Origin of the sequence: Actinopolymorpha sp. B9G3 (genome assembly GCF_040120725.1) — a bacterium.
Lineage (GTDB): Bacteria > Actinomycetota > Actinomycetes > Propionibacteriales > Actinopolymorphaceae > Thermasporomyces.
Genome location: NZ_JBEEAB010000006.1, coordinates 166684 through 183118, shown reverse-complemented (window position 1 = coordinate 183118; position 16435 = coordinate 166684). Strand labels below are relative to the sequence as shown.

Genomic DNA, 16435 nt, shown 5'->3' with positions numbered 1-16435 from the left:
GCGGCGGTCCGTTAGGTTCACATCATGACGAGACCAGTACGGATTGGCGTTCAGATCCAACCCCAGCATGCCGACTACTCCCAGATCCGCGATGCCGTCGCGCGCGCCGAGGAGGCCGGTGTCGACATCATCTACAACTGGGACCACTTCTTCCCGCTCTACGGCGAACCCGACGGCAAGCACTTCGAGTGTTGGACCATGCTGGGTGCCTGGGCGGAGCAGACGTCCCGGGTCGAGATCGGCGCGTTGGTGACCTGCAACAGCTACCGCAACCCCGAGCTCCTCGCCGACATGGCCCGCACGGTCGACCACATGAGCGATGGCCGGTTGATCTTCGGTATCGGTTCCGGTTGGTTCGAACGCGACTACACCGAGTACGGCTACGACTTCGGGACCGCCGGTGGCCGGCTCGACAACCTGTCCGAGGCCCTGCCGCGGATCACCGCCCGCTGGGGCAAGCTGAACCCGGCGCCGACGCGGGACATCCCGGTGCTCATCGGCGGTGGCGGCGAACGCAAGACCCTCCGCTACACCGCGCAGTACGCCCACATCTGGCACGGGTTCGGCGACGCCTCGACCCTCGAACGCAAGCGCAAGGTCCTCGACGACTGGTGCGCCGACATCGGCCGCGACCCGGCCGAGATCGAGCGGTCCGCCGGCGCGCCCGAGGGTACGCCGGAGGACGTCGCCAAGCCGCTGCTCGACGCCGGGATCACGCAGTTCACGCTCGGCGTCAACGGACCCGACTACGACCTGAGCACGGTCGAGAAGTGGATCGCCTGGCGGGACGAGTACAACTCCTCCGGTTCCTGACGCGTTCATGCCCGCAAGCTCCACGCTTCCGCGGTGACACAGGCGAAGGGGAAGTCAGGAGGACGCCGCTCTTGGCTCCCCTTCGTGAGATGACGTTCATCGCGGCGCCATCGGCGGTTGTGGAGGCGGGGGTTCGTAGCCGTCGACGTGTCGACGTGGCGTATGCCGGCGCGAACGAATGCGGTCACCCGGCGCGAACGAATGCGGTCACACGGACTTGAGACATCCCGCATCGACGATGAAGTCGGCACCCGTCGTGCTGGCAGAACGCGGCGAGGCGAGCAGGGCGACCGCGTCGGCGACCTCCTGTGGGTCGACCATGCGGCCGGTGGACAGACGCATCGACTCCGGGACGATCGTGTCCAGCACGGTGTCCCGATCAGCGCCGGCCTGAGCTGCGAACATGTCGGCGACACCACCGGCGTCGGTCCACCAAGGCGTACGCACCGGCCCCGGGGAGACCGTGTTCACCCGGATACCGCGCGGTGCGAACTCCTCCGACAAACCCTTCGCGGCACTGGTCATCGCCGCCTTGGCCGCGCAGTAGTCGAGGTTGGTCGGTGACGGCTGCCAGGCCATCATGGAGGAGACGTTGATGATCGAGCCGCCGCCCCGCTTCAGCATCAGCGGGATGGCGGCACGCACCGCGCGGACCGCCGAGAACAGGTTGAACTCGACCGTCGCCCGCCAGTCGTCATCGGTCGCGTCCAGGAAAGAGCCACGGGGGAAGGTGACTCCCGGAGGTTGCCCACCCGCGTTGTTCACCAGGATGTCCACACCCCCGAACGCCTCTTCAGCGCGCGACAGGACCATCGCCGGCGCATCCGGATCCATCAGGTCAGCGGCGACATGAAGGACGGCCGGCCCGAGCAAGACATCGAGGTCCGGCGTGCTCTTGCGGGACGTGGCGACCACGCGCGCGCCCTCGGCGACCAGGGTCCGGGTAATCGCCAGTCCGATGCCCTTCGAGGCGCCGGTGACAACGGCCACGCGATCTGACAGGTGCAGGTCCATGGAGGCGGGGTTCCTTCCTACTGTGCTGACGTCGTTGGCTTCGAACGCTAACCAGCGCAGGCGTGGCGGGCCGGCGGGATTCGGACCCGGCGTGACTGCGCTGGCCCGGACGGGCGTTACAAAACGTCAAGATCTGGGAAGGCCGCCGGTATGGATATGCCCGTAGTGAACCGGTGTGCAGCGGAGTCGTGTGCGTACAACCGCGATCAGGCCTGCCACGCTCTCGCCATCACGGTCGGCGACTCCCGTGGCGCCCAGTGCGACACGTTCTACGACGTGGCCTTCAAGGGAGGAGATCCCGCGTCCGTCGGCCACGTCGGTGCCTGCAAGATGGCCGAGTGCCAGCACAACGTCAACCTCGAGTGCCAGGCCGCCGGCATCGTCGTCGGTTACCAGCACAACGAGGTGGACTGCCTGACCTACCAGCCGGCCTGACTGCGTAAGGGTCCCGCCGCCCGAACGTGACGTCGACGGGCGTGCCTTCCTGCGATCCCGACGTGCGTGCGGGAACCTCCGCCACGACAAGCCCCCTGCTCGGGGAAGACGTCACATACCGGGCGTTCGTACCTCGCCCTGAACCGCCCTGGCCGCGATGTCGCGCCGGTGGTGGGATCCGGCGATGTGGATCCGGGAGACGGCAGCGTAGGCCCGGTCGCGGGCGCTCGCCAGGTCGCTGCCCTGCGCGGTGACAGCCAGCACCCGCCCGCCGGACGTGCTGAGGCGCCCGGCGGCGTCGAGCGTCGTTCCCGCGTGCAGGATCTCCACGCCGTCCAACGCGGCGGCGTCGTCGAGCCCCTCGATCACGTCGCCCGTCCGTGGCGCGTCCGGGTAGCCAGCCACCGAGATGACGACCGTGACGGCCGCGCCGGCGTGCCAGCGCAGCGGCTCGACCTCGCTCAGCGTGCCGGTGGCCGCGGCGAGGAGGACGGGGGCGAGGGGGGTACGCAGCAAGGGGAGCAGCACCTGCGTCTCGGGGTCGCCGAAGCGGGCGTTGAACTCCACTACCCTGAGGCCGCGGGAGGTGAGCGCGAGGCCCGCGTAGAGGAGCCCCGCGAACGGCGTCCCGCGCCGGCGGAGTTCGTCAACCGTGGGTTGCACGACCCGGGCGACGATGTCGTCGACGAGGCCGGGCGGCGCCCAGGGCAGCGGGGCGTACGCACCCATCCCACCGGTGTTGGGCCCCTCGTCGTTGTCGCCGACGCGCTTGAAGTCCTGGGCCGGCAGCATCGGGATGACGGTGGCGCCGTCGGTCAGCGCGAACAGCGACACCTCCGGGCCGTCGAGAAACTCCTCGACGACGACCCGGTCGCATCCTTCGGCATGGGCGAGGGCGGCGTCGCGGTCGACGGTGACCACGACGCCCTTGCCGGCGGCGAGCCCGTCGGCCTTGACGACGTACGGCGGACCGAAGGCGTCGAGGGCGGTGGCCACCTCGGAGGGTTTTTCGCACACGTGCGCCATCGCGGTGGGTACACCGGCAGCCGCCATGACCTCCTTGGCGAACGCCTTCGACCCCTCGATCCGCGCCGCCTGTCGCGAAGGGCCGAAGCAGGTGATCCCTCTGCTGCGTACGGCATCAGCGGCACCGGCCACGAGCGGCGCTTCGGGTCCGATGATGACCAGGTCCACGCCCAGCTTCTCGGCCAGGTCGGCGATGGCGTCGTTGTCGGAGATGTCCAGTGGATGGGCCTCGGCCACCTCGGCGATGCCGGGGTTGGTGGGGGCGGCGTGCACGGTGTCGACGGTGGGATCGCGGCGCAGAGCTAGGGCGAGGGCGTGTTCGCGGCCGCCGGCGCCCACGACGAGTACGTCCATGGCAAGCGACCCTAGACGACCCCTCCCGACCGCCGCCGCCGGACTCGCTCAGCCGCGCAGACGGTTGGCCTTCGGCCGGTGATGTCTGGGAGTCAGTCGGGGGCGGGGTAGACGGTTCGCGGGCCGGCGACTTCGGCGCCGAACGCCAGCACCCGGTCCCGCAGGCCGCGGTCGGCGGTCACCACCACGACCCGGCGGGAGTCCTGGGCGTCCTCGGCCGCGACCAACTCCACGATCGTGTCGTCCGCCGAGCCGGATGCGGGGATCACGCGTACCTCCGGCGTCGCCGGCACCTTCCGTGCGGCGCCCTCCACCACGAGGACGACCTCCAGCGGCGGCTCGGCGATCGCGTCGACTCCACGGGACGCGAGGGGGGCGAGGGTGTCGCGGAGCCGGATCGTCGCGCCGAGCCGGTCCCGCCACCAGCCGTCGGGTACGGAGCCGACGACGTTCGCCGCATCGACGATGAGGAGAGTCTTGGCGGTGCCGTTCACAGGAACCACCGTTCCACGTCGCCCGCGAGCCGGCCCGGCGAATGACCACGCTGAGCATGCCTGTGGCACCCGGAACAGGCGCCGACGCCTGGTGAGGCTCCACAGGCATGCTCAGCGTGGTCATTCGCGCCGCCACGGGCGAGGGCAACCGGCGCCGCCACGCGAAAGGTCCCAGGCCGGTAGCTCCGTACGGTCGGCGCCGCACCCGTCCGGCTGCTCCGTGCCGTTGACGCCGCACCCGCCAGCGCCGCGCTTCGTACGGTCAAAGCAGTGGCCGCAGGGCGATGACCTCGTCCCGCCCGGGTCCGACGCCGATGCCGGCGACGGGAGCGCCGATGAGCTCTTCGAGTGCCTTGACGTACGCCTGGGCCGCCTTCGGCAGGTCCTCGAACGACCGGCAGCCGGAGATGTCCTCCCACCAGCCGTCGAGGTACTCGTAGATCGGCCGGGCGTGGTGGAAGTCGGTCTGCGTCATCGGCATCTCCTCATACCTTGTGCCGTCGACGTCGTAGCCCACACACACGGGCACCCGCTCGAAGCCGGACAGCACGTCGAGCTTGGTGAGGAAGTAGTCCGTGAACGCGTTGACCCGGGTGGCGTAGCGCGCGATCACCGCGTCGAACCAGCCACACCGGCGCGCCCGTCCCGTCGTCACGCCGTACTCCCCACCGACCTTGCGAAGATGCTCGCCGTCGGCGTCGAACAGCTCGCTGGGGAAGGGGCCCGCACCGACCCGCGTGGTGTAGGCCTTGAGCACCCCGATCACCTTGTCGATCCGGGTCGGGCCGATTCCGGCGCCGATGCACGCCCCGCCCGCGGTCGGGTTCGAGGACGTGACGAAGGGATACGTCCCGTGGTCGACGTCGAGCATCGTCGCCTGGGCACCCTCGAGCAGGACGACCTTGCCGCCGTCCAGGGCCGTGTTGAGCACTGCGGACGTGTCGGTGACGTAGCCACGTAGCGGGTCGACGTAGCGCAGGAACCCGTCGACGATCTCGTCGACACCGATGGCGCGCCGGTTGTACGCCTTGACGAGCAGGTTGTTCTTCTGGAGCAGGGCGCCTTCGACCTTCTGGCGCAGGATGCCGGGGTCGAAGAGGTCCTGGACGCGGATGCCGAGACGGTTGACCTTGTCGGCGTACGTCGGTCCGATGCCGCGTCCGGTGGTGCCGATCCGGTTGTGGCCGAGGAAGCGTTCGGTCACCTTGTCGATGACGGTGTTGTACGGCGCGATGAGGTGCGCGTTGGCCGAGATCAGCAAACTCGTGCAGCTCACGCCGCGGCCCTCGAGCATGCTGATCTCGTCCAGCAGCACGGCCGGGTCGACGACGACACCGTTGCCGATCACGGGTACGCAGCCGGGCGTGATGGCGCCGGAGGGCAGCAGGTGGACGGCGTAGGACTCGCCGTCGACGACCACCGTGTGGCCGGCGTTGTTGCCGCCCTGGTAGCGGACGCAGTAGTCGACCGAGCTGCCGAGCAGGTCGGTGACCTTGCCCTTGCCCTCATCGCCCCACTGGGCACCGACGAGCACGATCGCGGGCATCAGGGGTCCTTCCGAATGGCGGACGTCCGGCCGCCACCTGCGGAACGAGCGCCAGGAGTGAGGTGGCTCGCTCCGCTGCCGGGTCGCGGATCCCGGCTCGTCGCAGCGAACCTGGGGCAGCCGGCTCTTGCGGGCCCAGGATAGTCCACCCCCGTCCGGGCCCCTTTCGGCAGCGCCATGGGCAGTGGAGCAGGCGGTAGGGTGCCGTGCGTGGAGTCCCTGCTCGTGGTGATCCCTCCCGACGCCGACGGTGTGGACGAGCACAAGGTCCAGGCCGCCATCGACACCCTGCGCGCGGAGGCCGACGTCCAGGCGGTTCGGGTACGGCTGCCTGGGGAGCTCGACGGCGCCCTGCACCGGCGCGGCGGGCGCACGGTGGTGGTGGCCGGCGGTGACCGGCACCTCCATTCGGTGGTCGCCGCCCTGCACCGACGCAACGAGCTGGACGACGCGTTGCTCGCCGTTCTGCCGGACGGCTCCGGCCGCGGCTTCGCCTGCGGGGCGGGGGTTCCGCCTGATCCGGACGTCGCCGCCAAGACGGTGCTCGCCGGCGTCGAGCGCCGGTTCGATCTGCTCGTCGACTGCCGGGGTTCGGTAGTCGTCAATGCCGTACACCTGGGCCGCTGCCCCGCGCGTGGCACGCCGGGATGGTGGGGGTTGGGCGGTGGCCGGGACGGCTTCGGCGACCACGGGCCCCTGTCCGCGTTCGGTCGTCCCGCCCGTCGCCGTGGGTCAGTGCGGCCGCGAGCCCTCCACGTACGCATCGAGGCCGATGACGAGGTGGTGACCGACTTCGACCGGCCGGTGTGGTCGGTCGCGGTCACCAACGGCAGGTCCGCGATGTCGTCGGCCTCGTCGCCGCGGCCGGGTGCCGGGTCCACGGTCGCCTCGTGCGCGGCGAGAGCGGACGGTCACGCAGAGCTGGTCGTGGGCTTCGCCGTCGACCCTGTGTCCGCGGCACGGCACTGGCTCCGCCGTCCGCACCCGATCGTTCGTACGGACATCCAGACGGTCCGGGCGCGGGAGATCAAGGTCTGCGGCCAGCGGTTCTGGATGACCTGCGACGGCCAGGACAGCGGCACCGAGCAGCGGTGTACCTGGAAGGTCGTGCCCCAGAGCCTGCGGATGGTCGTGCCGGCCGCCTGAACCCGGCGCGGGAGCGCACCGCCAGGGCGCTCATGCCGGCCTAGGCCGGGGGTGTTTTCGCCGTCCGCCCTGGTGCGCGTGTCCGGCGACGGGGTATGTGTCCGACGGCGCGGCGGAAGTGATCCGAGGTGAGGAGCGTCGATGGGCGGTTGGGTGGACCACGCGATCTGGTGGCACCTCCTTCCGCTGCCCTTTCTCGGCGCCGAGCCGGTCGCGCTGCCGCCGGGAGCCGAGGTCCGGCATCGTCTGAGCCGGCTGGAACCCTGGTTCGACTATGCCGTGGAGCTCGGCTGCTCGGGGCTGGTGCTCGGGCCGATCTTCGCGTCCGAGACCCACGGCTACGACACGGTGGATCATCTCCGGATCGACCCGCGACTCGGCGACGCCGCCGACTTCGACCGGCTGGTGGCGGCGGCCCGTCAGCGCGGGCTGCGGATCCTGCTGGACGGCGTGTTCAACCATGTGGGGCGGGGGTTCCCGAGCGGTGGGCAGGCACCGGAGGAGGAGTCGACCCGGGCCGCGTGGCTCCGGCGCGGGCCGGACGGCCGCCACGTCACCTTCGAGGGGCACGACCGTCTCGCCGCCCTCGACCACGACCTGCCCGCGGTCGCGGCGTACGTCATCGACGTCATGAACCACTGGCTCGCTCGGGGCGCCGACGGGTGGCGGCTGGACGCCGCGTACGCGGTGGCACCGACGTTCTGGAGCCGCGTCCTGCCGGAGGTGCGGCGGCGGAATCCGGAGGCGTGGTTCGTCGGGGAGATGATCCACGGCGACTATGCCGGGTACGTCGCCGAGAGCGGGTTGGACTCGGTGACGCAGTACGAACTGTGGAAGGCGATCTGGAGCTCACTCCGCGACCGGAACTTCTTCGAACTGGCCTGGGCGCTGGAGCGGCACGACAGCTTCGTCGAGGCGTTCTGCCCGCTGACCTTCGTCGGCAATCACGACGTGACACGGCTGGCGAGCAGGCTCGACCGTGCCGAGTTGGTCGGACATGCGCTCGTGGTCCTGTTCACCGTAGGCGGGGTACCGAGTGTGTACGCCGGGGACGAGCAGGGGTTCCGGGGGATCAAGGAGGAACGCGAGGGTGGTGACGACGCGATCCGGCCGGTGTTCCCGGACTCACCTGCCGGGCTGTCGGAGTCCGGGTGGCCGGTGTACCGCCTGCATCAGCGGCTGATCGGCCTCCGTCGGCGCCATCCGTGGCTGGTCCACGGGCGTTCCACGGTCGAGCACCTCACCAACCGGGCATTCGCCTACCGGGTGACGGCGGCGGACACCGCAGCTGCGCCGGGCGGACCACGCAGCGAGGTGGTGGTGCTGATGAACGTCGCCGACGAGGCGTACCGCTTCCCGGATGGGCTGGCTGACTCGATCGCCCGGATGGTGATCGGCGCGAGTTCGGGGCCGGGGGTGGAGCCGGGCGAACCGGAGGACATTGCCGATCCGCTCGACGTTCCCGCGTACGGATGGCGGGTCTTCGTCCCCACCCACCCGACCTCCCCTCCCGGGACGTAGGGCCTGTCTCCTGATCGGCGTCCCGCGGGACGTGGTGGCTGCCACGGGCGGGCAAGGCGTTCCTGACCTGCGCTTTCCATCAGCTCGCGTGCTGAATCCCAGAACGTTCTGCTGTTGGACAGATGGCGGCCGAGGGTCCGATCCTGGCGAGGAAACGCCGGCGCTCAACCGCCGGGCGACCGCCCGGAACGGGTACGTGCATACTCCCGCGAGCCGTTGATCACCGTAGAAGGGGACCGTCCATGAAACTCCGCCAGCTCGGCGATGTGCAGGTCGGCGCGATCGGGCTGGGCGCGATGCCCATGTCCATCGAAGGTCGCCCCGACGAGGCGCGCAGCCTCGCCACGATTCACGCCGCGCTCGACGCCGGCGTCACCCTCATCGACACCGCCGACGCCTACCACCTCTACGCGGGAGAGGTCGGCCACAACGAGTCGCTCATCGCCAAGTGTCTGGCGAGCTACGGCGGTGACACCTCGAACGTCATCGTCGCCACCAAGGGTGGCCATCTGCGACCGGGCGACGGTTCGTGGACGGCCAACGGTTCGCCGGCCTATCTCAAGTCCGCGTGCGAGGCTTCGCGGAAGCGGCTCGGGGTCGAGGCGATCGGGCTCTACCAGTTCCACCGGCCGGATCCCAATGTTCCGTACGCCGAGTCGGTCGGCGCGCTCCGCGACCTGCTCGACGAGGGCAGGATCCTACGCGCCGGAATCTCGAACGCCACGGTCGCGCAGATCCGCGAGGCGAACGAGGTGCTCGGGGGGCGGCTGGTCTCGGTGCAGAACCAGTACTCCCCGGCGTTCCGGAGCAGCGAGCCAGAACTCGAGCTGTGCCACGAGATGGGGATCGCGTTCCTGCCGTGGAGCCCGCTCGGCGGGATCTCCCGGGCGGGTGAGCTCGGCTCCCGGCATGCGGCGTTCGCGGAGATCGCAAAGGCGCACGGGGTCAGCCCGCAGCGGGTCTGCCTGGCCTGGATGCTGGCGAAGTCGCCGGTGGTGATCCCGATTCCTGGCGCGAGTCGGCCGGAGTCGATTCGCGACTCCGCCCAGGCGCCCGAGCTCTCCCTGTCCGCCGACGAGGTCGCCACCCTCGACGCCGCGTAGCCGCGGAGGCGCGTCGCCGCGTCGCTGCGTCGCCGCGGAGAAGAGACGATCGGCGGCGGCCGAACTGGACATCCGCCGCCGGGCTGTCCGGGTCCGCCGCCGTTGATCCGCTTCGACTCAGGCGTGCAGGCCGAGCTCCTTGGCCGCCGTGCTGCTCGACTCGAAGAGGAACGTCGTGCAGCGCTCGGCCTCGTCGTCCTCGCCGATCGAGTCCGCCGCCTTGGCCAGCGAGCCCAGCGCCCGCAGGAAGCCGCGGTTGGGTTCGTGTTCCCACGGCACCGGGCCATGGCCGCGCCAGCCGTTCCGACGTAGGGCGTCAAGGGCGCGGTGGTAGCCGACCCGGGCGTACGCATAGCCCTCGATGTCTCGGCCGTCGGCGAGTGCGCGCTCCGCGAGGAGCGCCCAGGCGAGGGAGTACGTCGGGTGGGCGCGGGCGACCTCCGCGGGATCAGCGCCGCCGTCGAGGGCTGCGCGCGCCTCGGTGTCTTCGGGCAGCCGGGTCGCGGGCGGTTCGCCCAGCAGGTTGTGCGGTGTGCTCATGCCCACCATCCTGCCCGGAGTCGGGTGGGTGCCGCTTCCCACCTGCCGGGGCGGCCGTGGACGAGTGAGGTTGCGGCGGCCTATCCTGGCGGCCGCGCGCAGGGCGCGTCCGGTCCGCGGACAGGGCTCACAGCCCACCTGAGTGGTGCAGCGGTGACCGAGCGGTCCTCGACTTGCGACGCTTCTCGGTTTCGGTGTGCGGACCCCCGGAGCCGGTGAAGGAGCACGTCGTGTCTGACCCCGTTCGCCCTGACTCCGATCGCCCTGACTCCGATCACCCCGGCCCTGATGGCCCTCGCCCCGATCGCCGTGGCCCTGATGGCCGTGGTCCTGATGGCCGTGGCCCTGACCAAGGCTCCGACCACTCGTCGCAGCCGCCGTCCGCCGCGCCGCGGCCTCTTCGTACGCTGCCTCCGCGGCCGGACCTGCGCAGGCTGCGTGACGAGGCCAAGAAGCGCCGGCGAGACGGCGAGTTCGCTCAGCTCGCCGAGGCCCAGCTGGCCGTTGCGCGTGAGCACGGGTTCGCGTCCTGGCCGCGCCTCAAGACCTACGTGGAGACCCGCGCGCTCGATCTCGACCAGCGTGCCGCGATGCTCGTGCGGTCGGCGTGCTCCTCGGACATCCGCACGGCCCGTACCCTGCTCGACGCCGATCCCGAGCTCGCCCGCCACGATCTCGCGGCCGCGTGCGTCACAGGCGAGGTCGACGAGGTACGCCGCCGGCTTGACCGCGACCCTGGAGCCGCCAGCCGCAGGACTGCGCCGTCGGACTGGCCGCCCCTGACGTACGCCTGCTTCTCCCGCTTCCTCCGCACCGACTCACGCCAGGCCGATCATGACCGCGAGGCCCGGATCGTCGCCGTCGCCCGGCTCCTTCTCGACGCCGGTGCCGATCCGGACGCCGGCTACACCGATGACCACGGGCACCTGCAGGTACCGCTCTACGCCGCCGCCGGGATCGCCAACAACGCCGAACTCACGGCGATGCTGCTCGATGCCGGAGCGGACCCGGACGAGAACGGCGGCAACGAGGCCGTCTACCACGCGGCGGAGTTCACCGACATCACCTGCGCCCGGCTGCTCCTGGATGCCGGACCGGACCCGGAGAAGGTGTCGTACTGCCTGGGCAGGGCACTGGACTTCGACAACCTTGCCATGGTGGAGCTCTTCCTCACCCACGGCGCCGACCCGAACCACCAGTCCGGCGCGCACCTTCGCAAGGCACTCCGCAACGGGCGGATGGACCAGGTGGACCTGTTGCTCGCCCACGGTGCCGACGAGTCCCTGGCCAGCGACGACGACCGCGCCGTCGCTGCGTTGCTGTCTGGTGCGAAGTCGCCGGAGGCCGGCGTACAACCGCACCCAGACGTGTTGCGGAACGCCGCACAGGCGAACAACGTCTCGCTGTTGCGGCACCTACTGGCCGCGGGAGCTCACGTCGACGCCGCCCCGGACGGCGTCATGACGGCGCTGCAACGGGCCGCGTGGTGTGGCCAGGCCGATGCGGTCGAGCTGCTGTTGGCGGCAGGCGCGGATCCTGCGGCGGTGGATTCGACGTACCACTCCAACTCCGTGCAGATGGCCTGCCACGGGTCCGAGAACTGCCACGACCCGCACGGCGGACCCTCGATGCGCACGGTGGAGGAGGTACGCCACGGCGACTACCCGCGCACCGTGGAACTGTTGCTCGACGCGGGCGCGCCGGTTCCCGAACAGGCCCGGGGTTCGGACGCCGTACGCGCGGTTCTGGTCGCGCGCGGGGCCGCCGGCGACTGACGACGGGTGAAGCGAATCGGGCCCGCGGGCAACGTCCGGCGGGGGTAGCGCGTCCCTCGGCACATCGCATTCCCGCGTGAAGGGACATCCCGCCGTGACCCAGCTACGTACCGCGATCGCCGTCACCGCCAGTGCCGCCCTGCTCCTGCTCGCCGGTTGCTCCGGCGATACCGCGCCTGGCGCCGCCGGAAGCGAAGGGCGGGAGCGGGCGGCTCCAGGCGAGGCGGGCAAGAGCGCGCCCGGCGGTGGTTCCGCGTACGACGGAAACTCCGGCGCCGCCCCCATGGCTCCGCAGGGTGGCGCCGCACCCGAGAGCGGGCTCCGTGCCGACGGCGACGCCGCCGTCGACTCCCGCGCTCTCCGTCCGTACGACGACAACCTGTCGACGTTCGGGCTCGACGTCGACACCGCGTCCTACGACTACGCCCGCCGGGTGCTCTCGGACGGGTCGCTCCCCGATCCGGCGCAGGTACGGCCGGAGGAGTTCATCAACGCGTTCGCCCAGGACTATCCGCAGCCCACGGGCGACGGCATCGGCGTCCACACCGACGGGTTCCGACTGCCGGCGTGGGGTGGGCCGAGGGTCGACAACGGCGGCATCGTCGCGACCGACACCCGGCTGATGCGGGTGGGGCTGCAGACCCGCGCGGAGCGGTACGGAACGCGGCCGAACGCCCACCTCACCTTCGTCGTCGACGTCTCCGGATCGATGCGCGAACCCGGGCGGCTCGACCTCGTCCAGGACGCCCTGCACACGCTCATCGACCAGCTCCGGCCCTCGGACGCCGTAGCCATCGTCGCCTACTCGACGCAGGCCCGGGTGATCCAGGAGATGACGCCGGTGTGGGAGCGGGCCGACCTGCACCAGGCCGTCGACCAGCTCGCGCCGGAGGACAGCACGAACCTCGAGGCCGGCCTCGTCGCGGGCTACCGGGTGGCGCGCGACGGGTTCGGAGAGGGCGTCGCCAACCGGGTGATCCTGCTGTCCGACGGCCTCGCCAACACCGGGAACGTCACCCACGAAGGGATCCTGGCGCAGGTACGCGAGAGCGCCGGCAAGGACATCGCGCTGCTCTGCGTCGGCGTGGGCCGGGAGTACGGCGACCAGCTGATGGAGCAGCTCGCCGACAACGGCGAGGGGTTCGCGGTCTACGTCTCGCAGGTGGAGCAGGCCCGGCGGCTCTTCGTCGACCGGCTGCCCGGGACCCTCTCGGTGCGCGCCCGCGATGCGAAGGCGCAGGTGGCGTTCAACCCGGAGAACGTTGCCGGCTACCAGCTCATCGGCTTCGAGAACCGCGCCGTCGCCGACCAGGACTTCCGCAACGACGTCGTCGACGGGGGCGAGGTGGGTCCGGGGCACAGCGTGACCGCGCTCTACGTCGTGAACCTCCGGCCCGGTGCGCACGGGGAGGTCGCGACCGCCACCGCGCGGTGGCTTTCGCCGCGGACCGGTGCCGCTGACGAGGCGCAGTCGGTGGTGTCCGTCGCCGACCTGGATCTGCCGTACGCCGCCGCGTCCACCCGACTCCGGCTCGACTACGTAGCCGCGACGTTCGCAGTATGTCTGCGCGGTGCCGGCTACGGAGTGGTCGGGTCGGGCCGGGAGTACGTCTATGGCTGCGGTGGAGGTGTGGTGTACGACCGTGGCGACGTCGAGCCGGACGGCGCGCTGGATGGCGGCGGGGCCGGCTTCGACGGTCGCGGTGACGGGTTGGGCGGCCATGGCGGGGTGGGCGGCGACGTTCCGCCGGGTCACCCGCTGCCGGGTCCGTCCGTACCCGAGCTGGTGTCGTGGCAGCAGCTCGCGGCTGAGGCCGACGCTCTGGCGGCGGCGACCGAGGATCCGGACGCCGCGACCCTCGCCGGCCTCATCCATCGCGCGGGCGAACTGATCTAGCCCTGGTGGCGCCGGCCGATCAGGTGAGTGAGGCGAAGTAGGCCTCGGTGAGCCAGCCGCGTAAGTCGGCGTCCGAAGCGGCGCTCGCACTCGGGGCAGGTCCAACCAGCTGCCATGGCCACATCATGGCCCGGCTGCGCGGTATCGGGCACCGGCGGGGAGATCCAGAAAGTGGTCGCGGCAGCGCCCCTCATCGAGTCCCGTGGAACGGTTCGTCCGGAGCGCCGCCGCTGGAGCAAGTTTTGTGGTACGCCGGACGGCCTCGCAATACGTGTCTCAGCGGGAGTTCCAGGTAATCGAGGCCAGATTCGGACACCACCCTTGGTAGCGGCAAGCGCTTGCCGCGTACGAACAGTCACGATTTTCCGTGAATCGGGCATCCGGGGCCCGTCTCGTCGGTGAATGACCACGCTGAGCAGGCTTCTGGTACCTGGAACAGGCATCGGCGCCTGTCCGGAGATCACCGGCATGGGCAGCGTGGTCATTCACCCAAGCGAACCGCCTGCCAGGGCGGCGAGCCCGTGGGCCAACCCGCGCTCAGGGCGATCCCGCGCTCGGGCGGAGTCGGAGTCCTAGTTCTTCGCCAGGGTCGTACCCGTCGAACGCAGGGCCTCGCAGGCATCCGCGACCCGCTTCGCCATCGACGCTTCGGCAGCCTTGCCGTAGGAGCGCGGGTCGTACACCTTCTTGTCGCCGACCTCGCCGTCGACCTTGAGCACGCCGTCGTAGTTCTTGAACATGTGGTCGGCGACGGCGCGGGTGAAGGCGTACTGCGTGTCGGTGTCGATGTTCATCTTGACCACGCCGTAGTCGAGCGCGGACCGGATCTCCGACAGCAGCGACCCGGACCCGCCGTGGAAGACCAGGGAGAACGGCTTCTCCCTGCCGAACTTCGCCCCCACCTCGTCCTGGATGTCCTTAAGGATCTCCGGACGCAGCTTGACGTTGCCCGGCTTGTAGACACCGTGCACGTTGCCGAACGTCAGCGCCGTGATGTAGCGGCCCTGCTCACCGAGACCGAGCACCTCGGCGGTACGCAGACCGTCGCCGGGCGTGGTGTAGAGCTTCTCGTCGATCGCGCCGACGATGCCGTCCTCCTCACCGCCGACGACGCCGACCTCGATCTCCAGGATGATCCTGGCCGCGGACGCCTTCGCCAGCAGGTCTTTCGCGATCTCGAGGTTCTCCTCCAGGGGCACGGCCGACCCGTCCCACATGTGCGACTGGAACAGCGGGTCCTCGCCCCGGGCCACCCGCTCCGCCGAGATCTCGAGCAGCGGCCGGACGAAGCCGTCGAGCTTGTTCTTCGGGCAGTGGTCGGTGTGCAAGGCGATGTTGACGGGGTAGTTCTTGGCGACTTCGCGGGCGTACGCGGCGAAGGCGGCCGACCCGGTCACCATGTCCTTGATCGTGGCGCCCGACAGGAACTCCGCCCCGCCGGTCGAGACCTGCACGATCCCGTCGCTCTCGGCTTCGGCGAACCCGCGAAGCGCGGCGTTGAGTGTCTGCGAGGAGGTCACGTTGATGGCCGGGTATGCGAACGCGCCCTCCTTGGCGCGGTCGAGCATCTCGGCGTAGACCTCGGGAGTGGCGATAGGCATGGGCGCTCCTCGGATGGTTCATCGATCCTCGCGTCACTCCAAGTATCCCCGAGCCCACTGGTCAGACGTTTCTCGCCCTCGCCGTGCTCGACGACCGGCTCCGCCGCTGGCAAGACAGCTCCGACAAGGCGACCATGGTCATGCGTCACGAATGGCGGCAATTCGGCTGCCGGAACCGCCAACTCTGCCGCATGATCATCGTCGGCCATCGCTCATCGTTGGCCAGCGCTCATGGTCGGCCACGGCTCATGGTCGGCCACGGCTCATGGTCGAGCACCGCTCATACCGGCGGCACGCTCAGCGCGGGCGCAGCCAGGGCACCTGGCCGGCGTCACTCGCCCGGGCGAGGTCGATGTGGACCTGGTAGCGATCACCGCGGTACCACGACGTGATCCGCTCGACCGGCCGCCCGCCGGCGGTCGACGTACGATCCAGCACCAGCAGCGGCGACCCGGCCGCCACCCCCAGGATCCGCGCGGTCTGGGCGTCGGCGATCTCCGACCGCAGGGTCTGCTTGGCCGCGTCGATCACCACGCCGTACGAACGAGCCAGGATGCCGTACAGCGACTCCGACAGGTCCCGGTCGAGCAACCCGGGTGCCGGTTCCGCGACGTACCACCCGTTCTCCAAGGCCATCGGGATGCCGTCGGCGATCCGCAGCCGCTCGATCCGGTACGCCTGCTGGCTCGCCGACAGCCCGAGCGCCTGGCGGATCGCGACCGGCGGGACGAGCTCGACCGAGCGGAGCACGACCGTCGAGGGTTCATGGCCGCGTCGGCGCATGTCCTCGGTGAACGACGTGAGCTCCAGCATGGAGTCGACCCGGGGTGCCGCGACGAACGTCCCCTTCCCGCGTACGCGATAGAGCCGACCCTCCGCCACCAGCTGCCCGATCGCTTCGCGCACCGTCAGCCGGGAGACGTGGTAGCTGGCCATCAGCTCACGCTCGGACGGGATCGGTGCGTCGGAGGTGAGGTCTTCGGTGATGAGCGTTTCGAGGATGTGCCGGAGCTGGAGATGCTTGGGCACGGGCCCGTCGGTGACGACGCGCGGCCGGTCACCCACGGTTGACTCCTCCTGCCGGCTGCCCGGCTCGTCGATCAGGGTGCCCCCGGCGTTTCCAGCCGGCGCTGCCACCCGAGGCCGCCAGCCGGCCCTGTCACCCGGCCC

At 70.5% G+C, this 16435-nt stretch carries 14 protein-coding genes; 7 read left to right on the top strand and 7 right to left on the bottom strand.

Going from position 1 to position 16435, the window contains the following annotated elements:
• Positions 1-24 precede the first annotated feature (24 nt).
• Positions 25-813: an LLM class F420-dependent oxidoreductase gene (locus ABNF93_RS13340; RefSeq protein ID WP_349328294.1), complete on the top strand. Its 789-nt coding sequence runs from the start codon at positions 25-27 to the stop codon at positions 811-813.
• A gap of 207 nt (positions 814-1020) precedes the next feature.
• On the opposite strand, the gene ABNF93_RS13335 is transcribed toward ABNF93_RS13340, so the two are convergent.
• Complete coding sequence (locus ABNF93_RS13335; protein ID WP_349328293.1) at positions 1021-1827, bottom strand: SDR family NAD(P)-dependent oxidoreductase; 807 nt, start codon at positions 1825-1827, stop codon at positions 1021-1023.
• Positions 1828-1977: 150 nt separating this feature from the next.
• Between ABNF93_RS13335 and ABNF93_RS13330 the strand changes: the two genes are divergently transcribed.
• A complete protein-coding gene (locus tag ABNF93_RS13330) occupies positions 1978-2262 on the top strand; it encodes a DUF1540 domain-containing protein (protein ID WP_349328292.1) in 285 nt (94 codons plus the stop codon).
• 111 nt (positions 2263-2373) lie between these two features.
• On the opposite strand, the gene purD is transcribed toward ABNF93_RS13330, so the two are convergent.
• From purD to ABNF93_RS13315, 3 genes are all read right to left on the bottom strand, one after another.
• The gene (gene purD / locus ABNF93_RS13325) at positions 2374-3642 is read right to left on the bottom strand and encodes a phosphoribosylamine--glycine ligase (RefSeq protein WP_349328291.1); all 1269 of its coding nucleotides are present in this window, start codon (positions 3640-3642) and stop codon (positions 2374-2376) included.
• A gap of 92 nt (positions 3643-3734) precedes the next feature.
• A complete protein-coding gene (locus tag ABNF93_RS13320; protein WP_349328290.1) occupies positions 3735-4136 on the bottom strand; it encodes a PIN domain-containing protein in 402 nt (133 codons plus the stop codon).
• A 262-nt stretch (positions 4137-4398) separates the two neighbouring features.
• Positions 4399-5682: an adenylosuccinate synthase gene (locus tag ABNF93_RS13315; protein ID WP_349328289.1), complete on the bottom strand. Its 1284-nt coding sequence runs from the start codon at positions 5680-5682 to the stop codon at positions 4399-4401.
• A 210-nt stretch (positions 5683-5892) separates the two neighbouring features.
• Between ABNF93_RS13315 and ABNF93_RS13310 the strand changes: the two genes are divergently transcribed.
• The 3 genes from ABNF93_RS13310 (at position 5893) to ABNF93_RS13300 (ending at position 9452) form a co-directional block, all read left to right on the top strand.
• Positions 5893-6828, top strand: coding sequence for a diacylglycerol/lipid kinase family protein (locus tag ABNF93_RS13310; protein WP_349328288.1), 936 nt, complete (start codon positions 5893-5895; stop codon positions 6826-6828).
• A gap of 141 nt (positions 6829-6969) precedes the next feature.
• The gene (locus ABNF93_RS13305) at positions 6970-8349 is read left to right on the top strand and encodes an alpha-amylase family protein (protein ID WP_349328287.1); all 1380 of its coding nucleotides are present in this window, start codon (positions 6970-6972) and stop codon (positions 8347-8349) included.
• A gap of 242 nt (positions 8350-8591) precedes the next feature.
• Complete coding sequence (locus ABNF93_RS13300; RefSeq protein WP_349328286.1) at positions 8592-9452, top strand: aldo/keto reductase; 861 nt, start codon at positions 8592-8594, stop codon at positions 9450-9452.
• 117 nt (positions 9453-9569) lie between these two features.
• Here ABNF93_RS13300 and ABNF93_RS13295 read toward each other — a convergent pair whose 3' ends face one another.
• Positions 9570-9992: a DUF3151 domain-containing protein gene (locus ABNF93_RS13295; RefSeq protein WP_349328285.1), complete on the bottom strand. Its 423-nt coding sequence runs from the start codon at positions 9990-9992 to the stop codon at positions 9570-9572.
• Positions 9993-10222: 230 nt separating this feature from the next.
• On the opposite strand from ABNF93_RS13295, the gene ABNF93_RS13290 reads away from it, so the two are divergent.
• Positions 10223-11767 (top strand): ankyrin repeat domain-containing protein, encoded by a 1545-nt coding sequence (locus ABNF93_RS13290; RefSeq protein ID WP_349328284.1) that lies wholly within the window; start codon positions 10223-10225, stop codon positions 11765-11767.
• Between the two features lie 76 nt (positions 11768-11843).
• Positions 11844-13664, top strand: coding sequence for a vWA domain-containing protein (locus ABNF93_RS13285; RefSeq protein ID WP_349328283.1), 1821 nt, complete (start codon positions 11844-11846; stop codon positions 13662-13664).
• A 572-nt stretch (positions 13665-14236) separates the two neighbouring features.
• Here ABNF93_RS13285 and fbaA read toward each other — a convergent pair.
• Together fbaA and ABNF93_RS13275 are read right to left on the bottom strand one after the other, a co-directional pair.
• Positions 14237-15265, bottom strand: a complete 1029-nt coding sequence (gene fbaA / locus ABNF93_RS13280) for a class II fructose-bisphosphate aldolase (RefSeq protein ID WP_349328282.1) — start codon at positions 15263-15265, stop codon at positions 14237-14239.
• A gap of 297 nt (positions 15266-15562) precedes the next feature.
• Complete coding sequence (locus ABNF93_RS13275; RefSeq protein ID WP_349328281.1) at positions 15563-16330, bottom strand: GntR family transcriptional regulator; 768 nt, start codon at positions 16328-16330, stop codon at positions 15563-15565.
• Between the last annotated feature and the right edge of the window lie 105 nt (positions 16331-16435).

Coding starts and splice junctions, on each gene's coding strand:
- ABNF93_RS13340 (WP_349328294.1), top strand. CDS start 25: ATGACGAGACCAGTACGGATTGGCGTTCAGATCCAACCCCAGCATGCC.
- ABNF93_RS13335 (WP_349328293.1), bottom strand. CDS start 1,827: ATGGACCTGCACCTGTCAGATCGCGTGGCCGTTGTCACCGGCGCCTCG.
- ABNF93_RS13330 (WP_349328292.1), top strand. CDS start 1,978: ATGGATATGCCCGTAGTGAACCGGTGTGCAGCGGAGTCGTGTGCGTAC.
- purD (WP_349328291.1), bottom strand. CDS start 3,642: ATGGACGTACTCGTCGTGGGCGCCGGCGGCCGCGAACACGCCCTCGCC.
- ABNF93_RS13315 (WP_349328289.1), bottom strand. CDS start 5,682: ATGCCCGCGATCGTGCTCGTCGGTGCCCAGTGGGGCGATGAGGGCAAG.
- ABNF93_RS13305 (WP_349328287.1), top strand. CDS start 6,970: ATGGGCGGTTGGGTGGACCACGCGATCTGGTGGCACCTCCTTCCGCTG.
- ABNF93_RS13300 (WP_349328286.1), top strand. CDS start 8,592: ATGAAACTCCGCCAGCTCGGCGATGTGCAGGTCGGCGCGATCGGGCTG.
- ABNF93_RS13295 (WP_349328285.1), bottom strand. CDS start 9,992: ATGAGCACACCGCACAACCTGCTGGGCGAACCGCCCGCGACCCGGCTG.
- fbaA (WP_349328282.1), bottom strand. CDS start 15,265: ATGCCTATCGCCACTCCCGAGGTCTACGCCGAGATGCTCGACCGCGCC.